The organism is Kitasatospora sp. NPDC085464 (assembly GCF_044541955.1).
Taxonomy (GTDB): Bacteria; Actinomycetota; Actinomycetes; order Streptomycetales; family Streptomycetaceae; genus Kitasatospora.
The window spans coordinates 1-11,750 of sequence record NZ_JBITTM010000080.1 but is presented as its reverse complement, the minus strand read 5'-3'; the positions used below and the strand labels follow the sequence as shown (position 1 = coordinate 11,750).

General features: G+C 68.7%; 12 protein-coding genes. 10 read left to right on the top strand and 2 right to left on the bottom strand.

The genetic code is table 11. The features are described 5' to 3' along the window. Nucleotides 1–188 precede the first annotated feature (188 nt). The 8 genes from ACIGG8_RS40570 (at nt 189) to ACIGG8_RS40535 (ending at nt 9,410) form a co-directional block, all read left to right on the top strand. Nucleotides 189–1,031: a S1 RNA-binding domain-containing protein gene (locus ACIGG8_RS40570; RefSeq protein WP_396553593.1), complete on the top strand. Its 843-nt coding sequence runs from the start codon at nt 189–191 to the stop codon at nt 1,029–1,031. A gap of 152 nt (nt 1,032–1,183) precedes the next feature. After that, nucleotides 1,184–2,053, top strand: a complete 870-nt coding sequence (locus ACIGG8_RS40565; RefSeq protein WP_396553592.1) for a TnsA-like heteromeric transposase endonuclease subunit — start codon at nt 1,184–1,186, stop codon at nt 2,051–2,053. Continuing rightward, nucleotides 2,050–4,302, top strand: a complete 2,253-nt coding sequence (locus tag ACIGG8_RS40560) for a transposase (protein ID WP_396553591.1) — start codon at nt 2,050–2,052, stop codon at nt 4,300–4,302. The genes ACIGG8_RS40565 and ACIGG8_RS40560 overlap by 4 nt, the downstream gene beginning before the upstream one ends. Continuing rightward, on the top strand, nt 4,299–4,931 hold the full coding sequence (locus tag ACIGG8_RS40555; protein WP_396553590.1) for a hypothetical protein: 633 nt from the start codon (nt 4,299–4,301) through the stop codon (nt 4,929–4,931). The genes ACIGG8_RS40560 and ACIGG8_RS40555 overlap by 4 nt, the downstream gene beginning before the upstream one ends. A 105-nt stretch (nt 4,932–5,036) precedes the next feature. Then, nucleotides 5,037–6,221 carry a tyrosine-type recombinase/integrase gene (locus ACIGG8_RS40550; protein ID WP_396553589.1) on the top strand — a complete coding sequence of 395 codons (1,185 nt, stop codon included), beginning with the start codon at nt 5,037–5,039 and terminating at the stop codon, nt 6,219–6,221. Continuing rightward, the gene (locus tag ACIGG8_RS40545) at nt 6,218–7,501 is read left to right on the top strand and encodes a hypothetical protein (RefSeq protein WP_396553588.1); all 1,284 of its coding nucleotides are present in this window, start codon (nt 6,218–6,220) and stop codon (nt 7,499–7,501) included. Before ACIGG8_RS40550 ends, ACIGG8_RS40545 begins: the two co-directional genes overlap by 4 nt. After that, nucleotides 7,501–8,826 carry a tyrosine-type recombinase/integrase gene (locus tag ACIGG8_RS40540; RefSeq protein ID WP_396553587.1) on the top strand — a complete coding sequence of 442 codons (1,326 nt, stop codon included), beginning with the start codon at nt 7,501–7,503 and terminating at the stop codon, nt 8,824–8,826. The genes ACIGG8_RS40545 and ACIGG8_RS40540 overlap by 1 nt, the downstream gene beginning before the upstream one ends. After that, on the top strand, nt 8,823–9,410 hold the full coding sequence (locus tag ACIGG8_RS40535; RefSeq protein ID WP_396553586.1) for a DUF6262 family protein: 588 nt from the start codon (nt 8,823–8,825) through the stop codon (nt 9,408–9,410). Before ACIGG8_RS40540 ends, ACIGG8_RS40535 begins: the two co-directional genes overlap by 4 nt. Here ACIGG8_RS40535 and ACIGG8_RS40530 read toward each other — a convergent pair. Further along, nucleotides 9,400–9,813, bottom strand: a complete 414-nt coding sequence (locus ACIGG8_RS40530; RefSeq protein WP_396553585.1) for a DUF6188 family protein — start codon at nt 9,811–9,813, stop codon at nt 9,400–9,402. The genes ACIGG8_RS40535 and ACIGG8_RS40530 overlap by 11 nt on opposite strands. Before the next feature lie 61 nt (nt 9,814–9,874). Between ACIGG8_RS40530 and ACIGG8_RS40525 the strand changes: the two genes are divergently transcribed. Further along, nucleotides 9,875–10,348 (top strand): hypothetical protein, encoded by a 474-nt coding sequence (locus ACIGG8_RS40525; RefSeq protein WP_396553584.1) that lies wholly within the window; start codon nt 9,875–9,877, stop codon nt 10,346–10,348. Between the two features lie 34 nt (nt 10,349–10,382). Continuing rightward, complete coding sequence (locus tag ACIGG8_RS40520; RefSeq protein ID WP_396553583.1) at nt 10,383–10,850, top strand: hypothetical protein; 468 nt, start codon at nt 10,383–10,385, stop codon at nt 10,848–10,850. Here ACIGG8_RS40520 and ACIGG8_RS40515 read toward each other — a convergent pair. Beyond that, nucleotides 10,799–11,536 (bottom strand): hypothetical protein, encoded by a 738-nt coding sequence (locus ACIGG8_RS40515; protein ID WP_396553582.1) that lies wholly within the window; start codon nt 11,534–11,536, stop codon nt 10,799–10,801. The genes ACIGG8_RS40520 and ACIGG8_RS40515 overlap by 52 nt on opposite strands. Between the last annotated feature and the right edge of the window lie 214 nt (nt 11,537–11,750).

Here is an 11,750-nt window from a genome sequence, read left to right as displayed (position 1 = left end):
AGGTTGCAAGAAGCATGACCAGACGGTTCCAACAAGCGTGTCCCGCAAGGTCAGAATCGCCAGGTCAGCACACCATCCTGGTTCCAACTATCGTGTCCCGGCTCAGTGACTTAAGCCGTGACACGTTGGTTGGATCCTGACCACGAGAGTTGGAACCAGTGCGGCTGGCACCGACTAGGCTCACCTCCATGTCCGAGCCAGCCCCTGACCTTCGCACTCAGTCCTTGATCAACCACCTCCAGCCGGGCGCCGTGAGAACGGTGAAGGTCACCGGGTTTGACGGATCGGACGTCCTTGTGCAGCTCGTAGACGATGAAGGAGGGGCGACCGAGATCGGTCGGATTCCTCGGCAGGAAGCGTCGATGCGCCGGATGGAGCATCCATCCGAGCTGTTCGAGGTCGGCCAGGAGATCGATGCCGAAGAGATCGGGCGTTGGCGCGAGGGTCAGCTTCACCTCTCCGCCAGGGCGTGCGAGATTCCGGCCCTGCGATCCTTTCTTCTCGCGTTCGAACGAGGGCAGGTCGTCACCGGGACGGTCTCCGAGGTTCACAACTTCGGGGTCTTCGTCCATGTCGATGGCGAACCGGACGGCCTGTGTACCGGCTTCATCCGGGTGCCGGACCTGACGTGGGCCTGGATCAACCACCCCTCCGAGGCAGTCGAAGCCGGTCAGCGGATCACCGCTGAGGTGATCATCGCTGAGACGCGCTCCGGACAGGTCACGCTCTCGTTGAAGGCTCTGCAGGAAGATCCACTCATTCGGTTTGCGGATCACGCCGGCCGAGTCCTCACCGGGCCGATCACCAAGATCGTTCCCTTTGGCGTGTTCGTGCAGCTTGCTCCCGACGTCGCAGGGTTCCTTCACCTCTCCGAGCTGACGGACGAGCCGGTCGAGACCCCGGATCAGCTTGTCGATGAAGGCGAGCTGATCACGGTGAAGGTCGCCGAGGTCGACCTCCAGCATCACCGGGTGCGGCTATGCACGGCGGGCGGAGCGGGCGTATCTCACGACTGGTCGCAAGAAGCGTGACCACTCGGTGCTTGATCAAGTAGCGCTTCGGCATCTTCGGGGTTGATGACAACGTGCCTGTGAACGAGCACCAGCCGTCATTGCAGCCGGTTGTGGATCACTCGGCTGGGTGAAACTTGCCGGGGTAGCGTCCTCTTTCGGGAATCCTCGGCATGCCGTGCTCGCGCCGGTGGTGTCGTTGCTGCATGAGTGCGCGGACTGGGCCTGGGCTTCGGTCGGATGTATGCGATCTGGCGTCGCTGGTCAGCCAGTTCACCGGGGATGACGCCTTCCGTCAGCGGCTGGTACTCCATGGGGACTGGCCGCGGCGGTGGGCGACGACGTGGATGTTCGACGGCGGTCAGGTCGTCTGGCCGGTGCGGGATCTGGGGTCGGTGCCGGTGTTGGATTCACGGCCGGTTCGACGCTTCACCTGGCGGCCCCGGCAACGGCACCGGCCGGGGCTGGAGCCCTTGGTCTCCACCGGTCGGCAGCACGGCTTCGAGTCGCTGGAGGAGCGGGATCTGCTGCGGGCCCTGGACTTCGTGCGCGTCCGGGAGGTGTTGCCGCAGCCGTTCCGTCTGGACTTCGAGCACACCGGTGGCCGGTCGGCCCACGTCCCGGACTTTCTCGCGCTGATGCCCGACGGCGGCTGGCTGTTCGACGTCCGCCCGGCCCCCTTGGTTCAGGACGAGGACGCGCTGAAGTTCGCCGCGACGCGCGAGGTCGCCACTGCGGCTGGCTGGCGCTACACCGTCGTCGGAGGCTGGCGCCCGCACGTCCTCGGGGTGCTGGACGCCCTGCTGGCCAGGCGCCGGCCACGCAAGGACCCGTTGGGCCTGCAGCCGCAGCTCGTGGCCGCGGCGGCCGAACGGCCGCGGTCCTTTGCCGAGTTGGTGGGATCGACCGAGTGGCCGGAGCTGACTCGGGTCGAGGCGGTCCACCTGCTCTGGCACCGGCGGCTGGGAGTGGACCTCGGATCGCCGTTGCAAGACGGCTCCCTGGTCTGGCTGGGACAGTCGGCCGCCCGGGGGCGGTCGTGAGCCGGGCAGCGGTGCTGGTCGCGCCGGGGGCGGGGCTGCGGCTGGGCGGCGTCGACTGGACGGTCGAGGAGGTCGAGCCGCATCTGGGGCGGATCGTCCTGGCGGGGCCGGGCGGCGAACGTGAACGCCGCTCGTTGCGCTGGCTGGCGAATCACCCCGACCTGCGGTCGGCGGCCTCGGAGGGCCCTGCGGTCTCACGGCAGTCGGTGGTGCTGTCCGACCTGACCGAGGACCAGTTGGTGCGGGCTCGGTTGCGGGCTGAGCACCTGCTGGAGGCGGAAACGGGCTATCGCAGCGGAAGCCCGCTGCGGGCGCTGCCTCACGAACCGAGGCCGGGATTCGACCCGGAGACGACTTTCCTCAAGGACCGCCGCCTGGCCAAGGCCCGGGAGATCAAGGAGATGTCACCCGCGGAGGCGAAGCGGCTGGGGCTGGAGCACCTGAGCTTCCGGACGCTGGAGCGACTGGGCGCCCGGGCACCGGACGAGGACGTGGTGCTGGCTTGCGCGGACGGCCGTTGGACCCGGCGGGGCGGCGGGCATCCGACGGTGACGGCGGAGGTTCGGGAGGCGGTTTTCGCGGTCCGTCAGGAGTTCCTGCGCCGGTCTCGGATGAGCATGATGGCCCGACACCGGCTGATGTGTCAGTACATCCACGAGACGTTCCCCGACTTCCCGGCCGAGGACGTTCCGGGGCGCAAGACGCTGGCCGTGGTCTGGCGGGAGTGGTTCGGGTCCGACGGCTCGCGGCAGCGCTACGTCCGCACCGCCGAGATCGCTGAGCCTGGGCGGCGGGTGGTGGTGCACCGGCCGGGCCAGGTCGTCGCGCTGGACTCGACTCCGCTGCCGGTGAAGCTGCGGGAGCACGTTTTCGGCGAGCCGGTCTCCGTCGTACTGTCGCTGGCACTGGACCTCTACACTCACTCGATCGTCGCGTTCCGGCTCACGCTGGTGTCGGACACTGCCGTGGACATCGCGATGCTGCTGCGGGACGTGATGATGCCGCTGCCGATGCGCGCGGGCTGGGGCGAGGACATGGAGTGGCCCTACCCCGGCGCCCCGGCCGCCCTGGTCGCCGAGTTCGCCGGCCACAGGGTCGCGGCCCTGCCGTTCTTCGCTCCGGAGACGGTCACCACTGACCATGGCGGTCCCTACAAGAACCATCAGATCGTCGCCGCCGAGCTGGCGTTGGGCTGCACGATCCTGCCCGCACGTACGCTGCGAGCGCACGACAAGTCCGCCGTCGAGCGGGCGTTCTCCTCCATCAAGACGCTGCTGCTGGAGCACCTGCTCGGGTTCACCGGCGCCGATGTCGCTGACCGCGGCGCCGATCCGGAGGCAGACGCGGTGCTGACGATCGAGCAGATGGAGCACGTCATCGCGACGTGGGTGGTGAGGGTCTGGCAGCGGCGGGAGCTGGGTGAGTACGCGCCGAGTTGGGCGCCGGGCGAGAAACACAGCCCGAACTCGCTGTTCGCGGCCGCTGTCCAGCAGGGGGGCCTCGACCTGGAGGTCCCTGGCCCGGAGCTCTACTACAAGGTTCTGCGGTCCCACCATGTCAAGATCCACCCGAACCGGGGGGTGAAGATCCTCGGGCTCTTCTACTACGACCCGGTGCTGGAGGAGGAGCGCTTCCGCGGCCCGTCAACGCGGGGCGGCCGGCACAAGAACCGGTGGGTGGTCCGCAGTGACAGAAGGGACCGGCGCCAGGTGTTCTTTCAGGACCCCGACGACCCAGAGGTCTGGCACGTCCTGCGCTGGACCGGGCTTCCGCCCGAGGGCGAGGTCCCCGCGTTCTCCGATGTCAACGCCCAGGCCCTGCTCGGCGAGGTCCGCCGTCGCGGACTGAAACCGCTCACGGACGCCGAGCTGCTGCCGGTGCTGCTGGAGATCCTCGGTTCGGTGATCCCGGTGGCCGAATGGCCTTCGCAGATGACCAAGCGGGAGAAGACCGCGCGTTCGCGCCGGGCCGCCGAGGCCGCGCAAGCCGCCGTCGACCGGCCCCGACCGCCGTCACCTGAACCGGCTGCGGAGCCCACACCGCAGGCGGGGGCGAGGGTGGTCCCCTGGCCGCGTCAAGCGGACAGCGTCCAGGCCGCCGTCGATGCCGAGCGGCGGCGCCGACGCGAGGCCGCGGTCACGGGCCGGCCGACGCCGCCGCCCCGCCTCGGCGACGCCCTGCGACGGCGGAACCTGTTCCTGCTGTCGGACGACGACAGCGACACCGATGCGATCGGGGAGAACGCGTGACAGACGGCCCCGGCTCGGCGGAGGTCCTGGCCGAGCTGCTGGAGAACAAGCCGCTCCGAAGGGACACCTTCGAGGGCTGGCAGCAGTTTCGCACCACCCGGCACCGGTTCGTCCCGGCGCCAGTGATCACGATCGACCAGTGGCGGACGATGAGCCCGAGGGAGCGGGCGCTTCACGACATGCACCGCACCGCCACGCACGTGAACCTGCCGCTGCAGGAGACACCGATGTCGCTGAAGGTGTCGCGTCTGGTGAACCGCAGGATCAGCAACAACGCATGGAAGCGGAACTCCTCCACGCTCTCCGGAGTGATGGTCAACGGCCTGGGTTACCACGGCAAGACCGAGACCACGTGTGAGGTCGCCGCCGCTTTCGAGGACCGCTGGCTGACTTTGCACGACCACCTCAACCCACGCACCGTCCCCGGGACCCGGGACCTGCATGCCCCCGTCGCCTACGTCCAGACGCCGGTGACCGCGAAGCCGAAGAGCACCTGCCAGGCTGTCCTGGACTTCTTCGGCGCCCCGACGAAGGGCCTGACACTTCCCCAACTCGTCCGGCAGGTCGCCCAATCGGCAAAGGACCACGGAGTGCAAGCCCTGATCCTCGACTTTACCGACCGCGGGTAGTGCCGCCCGTGATGTCCGTCTGGGCCTGTGACCAGGGCGTCGCGGGCTCGTTTACCGACCGTGTCCGGAGCGCCCGTCATGTTCCGGAGTCGGTACGGAGGACAAGTGGGACGGCGAGTGGTGGTCGGGGATCTGAGGGTCCAGCAGATCGACCGGAAGGACGGGCGACGGTCGTGGACGATCATGTGGCCCGAAGGCAGTATCCACATGGAGGCGGACCGGTTCCTGCGACTGCACGACGGGTCGGGGACGCAGAAGACCTACGCGTACTACCTGGTGGACCACCTGCGGTGGCTGGAGCGCGAATGCCTGGCCTTCGAGAAGGTCGTGCTGAGGGACCTTGAGCGCTACATGGGCATCGTCGGCGCGGAGGTCCTCATGCCGCTCGGTGAACCGTGGCGGATCGGCAAGCGCCCCTACGGCCGCTCCGCGCTATCGACTGCGGCGGCCTGCCTGAAGGGCTTCTACCTGCACCAGTCCTCGCTCGGCGTGAACGGTGAGCTCGGCAAGAAGCTCGACACCTCCCGGTTGCCCACGCGGACGGACCGGCGCCGCGCGTTCCTGGGACACGTGAAGAACACGCTGCCCACCAACCCACTCGCGCCGACGGGGCCGCACCGCCGGCACCCGAAGATGCTCCCCGACGGCGCGCGGGAGAAGCTCCTGGCGGTGGTGAACTCGGCCAGGGACCGGCTGCTAGTGACCTGGCTGGCCGACGGCGGGCTGCGGATCGGCGAGCTCTGCGGGCTGCACCTGGTAGACCTGCACCTGCGCGAGAACGCGGCCTGCGGCGAGTGCCGCACCCCTCACGTCCACGTCTGCCACCGCCCCGGCAACCCGAACCGGGCCGAGGCGAAGACCAAGCACCCCTGGCGCATCGAGCGCGGCACGGTGACGGGCGGCCTGATCAAGCGGGTCAGCCCAGCGATGGTGCACACCTACTTCGACTACCTCACCAGCGGCGAGTATCCGCGCGGCACCGCCGGACACGGCATGCTCCTGGTCCAGCTGCACGGCACCGGGACCGGGCAGCCGTGGGCACCGGTCGGGGCCCGCCGGATGCTGGGCCGGGCCGGGAAACGCGCTGGTCTGGGGCTCGTGAAACCCCACGCATTCCGGCACACGTTCACCTCGGCGGTTCTCGACGCCTCGGACGGGAACCTCCTGATCGCCCGCGATGCCGGGGGGTGGGCCTCGGCCACGATGGTCGACGAGGTCTACGGACATGTCGACGTCCACGACCCGGCCTTCGACGCCGCGCTCCGCGCAGTCTGGGGGGAGACGAGGTGACCGTGAAATCGTTGCTGCCGCTCTACACCGACCACCCCGACCGAGAAGGGCGGGACCGGCTGGAGATCCTCACCGCGCTGATCGGCGCCCCGGCCTTCGACCCGATCTTCCGCGACGTCATCATCCGTATCCCGCAGGGCCACCGTGTCTACCAGTGGGCCTGTGTGGTCGACGCGTGCGAGCGGGCCCGGCACAGCGGGTTGGACCTGTGCTCGACGCACTTCCAGGAGTGGGGAACGGCCCGGGAGTCCGGGACGACCCGGGCAGAGTTCCTCACCACCGCCGAGCCGCTGCCGCGCGCCGAATACGACCGGGAAGGGTCCTGCCTGATCTGCCCCGACCGACCCACCTCGCCGCGCACCGAGCTGCGGTTGTGCATCCGTCACTACGGCGCATGGAAGTATTCGGTCTCCGTCCGGGACGCGCCGGTGGACTTCGACCAGTGGGTGACAGATCAGGAGCCGTGCGAGGGCTACGGGAACTGCCAGGTCACCGTCTGTCCCGGGCTGGCGATGTCCCCGCTGGGGCTGTGCTGCTGGCACCGGCACCGCTACATGCGCGACCGCCGTCCGGGAGGGGCAGCCCTCCCGTCGAGCTGGTGGCAGCGCTACGAGAAACAGGGGCAGCCGGTTCGCGTCTCCTACACGGACCAGAACGCGTTCCGTGCCTGGTGCGCGGCCGTTGACCCGGCACCGCGGCCCGAGCAGGTCAACCTGCACGGCCTGCGGCCCCTGCTGCGGGCCGAGATCCAGTGGTCGCTGTTCGCCCACACCCAGCAGGACCGGCACAGCATCTGGAAGCTGGACTGGATCCAGAAGCTCGTCAACCTCGCACGCGAGCGCGACGCCGGCTCACTGACCGACCTGGACCTGGACGGCTTCCCCCGCTTCCACACCGCGATCGTGAAGAAGATGCTCCACTACCTGCGGCTGGTCTACTTCACCCCGCAGCAGGCGCGTGAGGCCGGATTCATCGAGACCGACCACTTCGGCATCCGCTTCCCGGCCCGGGCCAGCCACATCGACCTCACCGCCATCTCCCAGCGCTGGCTCAGGGACCTGCTCTGGGACTACACCGCCGACCTGATCAGCTCACCGCGCCGCCCGCGCACCGCCGCGCCGATCGACGGCATCCGTCGAGCCTGCACCGAGCTCAGCGCGTTCCTGGAGGTCGACGCCACCAGCGGCGGCCACGACCCGTCCGCCTTGCGGGTGGAGCACATGACCCGCTCATCGCCGACCAGAGGCACCGTGAACAGAACGGCCTGCCGTCGCTGGTGATGAAGGGACTGGCCGGGGAACCCTCGACGGTCACCCACGTCACCCGCACCGATGTCTTCAACGGGGTGCGCAAGCTGCTGCGCGACGCGCTGGAGCACGGGACCGCCGAACGGCTCGCGCTGGACCGGGAGTTCATCATCGCGATGCCCTATGCCGGGAACGAGACACTTCGGGCCCGTCGTCCGTTTCCCGACGAGGTCGCCCGCGCCCTGGCAGACGGGGACAACCTCACCCGGCTCGCCGAGGCGCACGACCCTGACGACCTGGGGTTGAGGGACGTCTGGGAGACGATCGTGGTGACCGGTCGGCGCGTCGGCGAGGTCGTGAAACTGCGCTGGGACTGCATCGGCCGCTACGGCGGGCTGGCGATGTTCTGGCACGACCAGACCAAGGTCGGTAACTACGACGTGGCGATCCGCATCCCGGACAGCCTCTACGATCTGCTCGCCGAGCGCCAGCGCAAGACGCTGGACCGCTTCGTCGCCCGGCACGGCCGTCGACCGACGGGCAGCGAACGGGCCCGGCTGGCCCTGTTCGCCACCAAGGTCCGCAACCCCGCCGGCACCACCGCACTGTCCTACACGTGGTTCAACCGCGGCTTCCGGGACTGGGTGAACGAACTCGACCTAGGACAGCTCGTACCCCATCAGGCTCGCCACACGCTGGCCACCAATCTGCTGCGGGCCGGTGCCTCGCTGACCCACATCCGCCGTTACCTCGGCCAGGTTTCAGACCGCATGGCCGAGCATTACGTGCATCTGACCAGCACGGATCTGGAGGACGTGCTCCAGCATATCTGGGTCGCCGGCCCAGGCACCGCCCAACCGGGCGAACTCCTGGCCGGAGATGCCACCCCGCTCACCCGCGAGCAGGCCCAGGCCCTGGCGATCGACCTGTCACGCCGCAGCACCCCGGCCGAGGGCGGCTTCTGCACCTTCCAGCCCGTCGTCGAGGGCGGCGCCTGCCCCTGGAACCTGGACTGCCACAACTGCGACAAGTTCGTCCTGTCCGGCGCCGACCTCCTCTACTGGCGGCGCAAGCGCGAACAGTGGCGGCTCTTGGCTGAAGGCGCCCCCGACGACGCCACCGCCGATTACCTCCACCGCTACTTCGAACCCACTGCTCGCGCCATCGACGGCCTGGAGAGCGCCCTCGCTGGCCTCGGCCTGCTCGACGACGCCCTCGCCCTGGACCTGCGCAAACCCCAGGACTACTTCCACCGTGTCTGGTCCACCGCCTTCCGCGCCGCCGACCTCGCCCAGGCAGCCGGCGACGAGCAGGACCAGATCGACGACACCACCGACGAACAGGAGCAATGCGCGTGACCACCACCGTCTCCGACCCGCGCACGGCCGCCGCCCTGGCCGCCCGCCACCGCACCACCGACGCCGCGCTCGGACGGGTCCGCGACGCCATCACCCGGCTCCGCCGCGAGAAGACCCAGGTCAGCGTCGCCGCCGTCGCCCGCCGCGCGAACGTCTCCCGCACCTTCCTCTACGACCACCCCGACGCCCGAGCCGCGGTCGCCGCCGCGATGGTGGAAGCCGGCGAACGCCGGACCCAGCTGGTCACCGACCAGGACGAGGCACGCGAGGCGACCTGGCGCGAGCGGGCCCTGAATGCCGAGGACGCCCTCAAGGCCGCCCATGCCGAGATCCTCGCCCAGCGCACCCGCATCGGCGAACTCCTCGGACAGGTCCGCGACTTGGAAGCCGAGTGGACCCAGGAGGCCATCCAGCGGATCACCACCGAGAACACCTCCCTCAAGCAGCGCGTCCGCCAGCTCACCGCCGACAACCGGTCCTTCGACGAACGGCTGAAGGCCGCCCGCTCCAACCTCCGCTTCCAGGACCGCCGCGTCGCCGACCTCGAAGCCCAGATCATCGAGCAAGGCCGAACTACGACCTGAGGCCAGAGCTGGAGTCGCTCACCGTCACCCCACCCCCGGGCTTGGCGGTGAGAAACCCCCGGCCACCGAGCGTCACCGTCCACGCTGACCGTTCATCATTGGCTGGCGCCGTCAGTCGCCATCCGCCCGCGAACAGGACCCGAAGGACTCCCTGGTCGGAGACGCTGACCTCGGCAACGGCTTGACGCAACAGCTCAGTCGCCTTGCCGAGGTTCGTCTGGGGCCACGCCGAGAGCCCGTATGCTCGCTCGTCGGCCACGAGCTCCGCCCACGAGCACAGCATGATCTCGTTCGACCCGATTCGGAGGCGGAGCCGGTCGTCGATGACGAGTTCCCCAACACCCAGCCCACGGAACGTGGGCACTCGCCAGCCATCCTCCACGCGCGCTATGCCCTGAGTCATGGCGACACCGTATCGATCAACCGCCACCGCAGGTGACAACTGTCCGTGACACCATGCGGGCATGCATTTCGAGCTCGCCCCACCCATAGGCGTCGGACCCCTGCAGATCGGCATGAAGCGCCAGGCCGCGAACAGCACACTGGATTCACTGCGGGAACCGAGGGCCATCTCCCCGTCGGACCGGCCGGGGCAACGCATCTTCCGACCGAGCGGCTTGATGATCAGTATTGGATGCACACGCGACCGGCTGGAGGCCGTGGAGTTCGGGCGGCCATCAGAGTCATCCGACATCGTCTCCTTCAAGGGCGTCGACATCTTCGGCCTGCCGGCCCGCAACGTCGTGACGCGCATGTCCGAGATCACCACGATTGTCGCTGCGGAGGACGATCCCGCGTCGTTCGTCGCGCCGGACCTACTTCTCAGCTTCTGGCGTCCGTTCCAGGGCGACGACGACCCGGAAGACGAGCAGGGCTACTACTTCAACTCGGTCCTGCTGGCTCGCCCGGGCTACTACGACGGACCTGGCCAGCGATGAACCCCGGCTTGCCGGCCACCGCTACGATCTGCGGATGGCTCGCAGCGGAAAGAGGACGCGTCGCCTCACGATCGGCGACACGACCTACCTATGGTCACTGCGGCACACTCACCGCGCGCTCGACGACGGCTCCTGCGAAGACTGCTGCGAAACGCTGGTCATCCGCTCGCTGGAAGGTCGCGGCGGCCTGAGAATCCGGTTCCGGAACGGCCCCGACTGGCTCGTCCCGGACGGCTATCCTCAGCCGTCTGGGACCGTCGGAACCCGCGACGGCAGGACCCTGAACCTTCATAAGCCCGGCACCGTCAGAGTTCTGCTCGACGAAGCTGTCCAACAGGGATGGACGCCCGGCAGGCCCACCGCCGAAGAATTCGACGGCTGGGCTCTGTTCGAAAACGCCCACCGCTACCGCGGGAAGGCCCAGCCCGACTCCCGCCGGGAGGATCCGCGCTATGCGGGGCGAAGAGCGGGGTCGATCTCGGCCAGGATGTCGTGCAGCTGACGGGCCCCCAGGGCAACGCGGTCGTCAGCGTCCTGCAGCATCTCCTCGCACATCTGCAGCGCTTTGTCCCGGTCCTCGGAGAAGATGCTGAACACGTCGACGATCGCGGTGTGGATCCAATCGCTGTGATTGGAGTTGGCGACTGCCATCGCGGAGGCGACTATCGTCAGCCCGATCCTGTCCATTCGTCGAAGCACGGCTTCTGCGGTCACCCGGGTGACGAAGGTGTCACCCGGGTCGAGCACGAGCTCCAGCAGTGGCCCGAGGGCCTCCTGCATGTCGGTGAAGGCCGCCAGGCCGCGACCGGCATCCGCCCGGTCACGGTAGTCCTGGCTTCGCCCGAGCTCGCGGAGCGCCACGAAAGCGGCATGCCGCCGGTCACTGTCCCCCTGCAGTAGGGCGCGCAGTCGCCTCACCTCAGCGATCAGGCGGGGCATGTCCTGCCGCGCGGAAGCGATGAAATCGAGATCGGCATCCAGTTGCGAGTCCGGACTGACCTGGACCTGTTCTCCGTTGATGAACCGACTGAGATAGATCTCATCGTCCTCCACGGCAGTGGCCGGGGCGATCTGGATGCAGCTCGCTCCGCCGGTCGCACCGCGAGTCTCCAGCACGGGAACCCACACACCCACGGATGCGGCCGCGATGCGCGCCTCCATCGAATCGAGCTCTTCTTCAGTCGGCATGACCGGATCATCCACCCGGACCGGGCCGACCGTCCACGGGATGTCAAGCAAGCTGACCAGATACGGCTCCCCCTCAGCGCCAATTTGCGCGGGATGGCTCCACTCCAGGCAGTCGACTTAGTCGGGTAGCCGGGTCACGTTGCCGTGACCCGGCCCCCTCAGAACCGGACGTGCCAGTCATCCCGGCATCCGGCTCAAGCAAGCCACGAGGGCT

Bases quoted from the DNA above. Each gene is read 5' to 3' on its own strand.
- ACIGG8_RS40570 (WP_396553593.1), top strand. From the start codon at position 189: ATGTCCGAGCCAGCCCCTGACCTTCGCACTCAGTCCTTGATCAACCAC.
- ACIGG8_RS40565 (WP_396553592.1), top strand. From the start codon at position 1,184: ATGCCGTGCTCGCGCCGGTGGTGTCGTTGCTGCATGAGTGCGCGGACT.
- ACIGG8_RS40540 (WP_396553587.1), top strand. From the start codon at position 7,501: ATGAAGGGACTGGCCGGGGAACCCTCGACGGTCACCCACGTCACCCGC.
- ACIGG8_RS40530 (WP_396553585.1), bottom strand. From the start codon at position 9,813: ATGACTCAGGGCATAGCGCGCGTGGAGGATGGCTGGCGAGTGCCCACG.
- ACIGG8_RS40525 (WP_396553584.1), top strand. From the start codon at position 9,875: ATGCATTTCGAGCTCGCCCCACCCATAGGCGTCGGACCCCTGCAGATC.
- ACIGG8_RS40520 (WP_396553583.1), top strand. From the start codon at position 10,383: ATGGCTCGCAGCGGAAAGAGGACGCGTCGCCTCACGATCGGCGACACG.
- ACIGG8_RS40515 (WP_396553582.1), bottom strand. From the start codon at position 11,536: ATGCCGACTGAAGAAGAGCTCGATTCGATGGAGGCGCGCATCGCGGCC.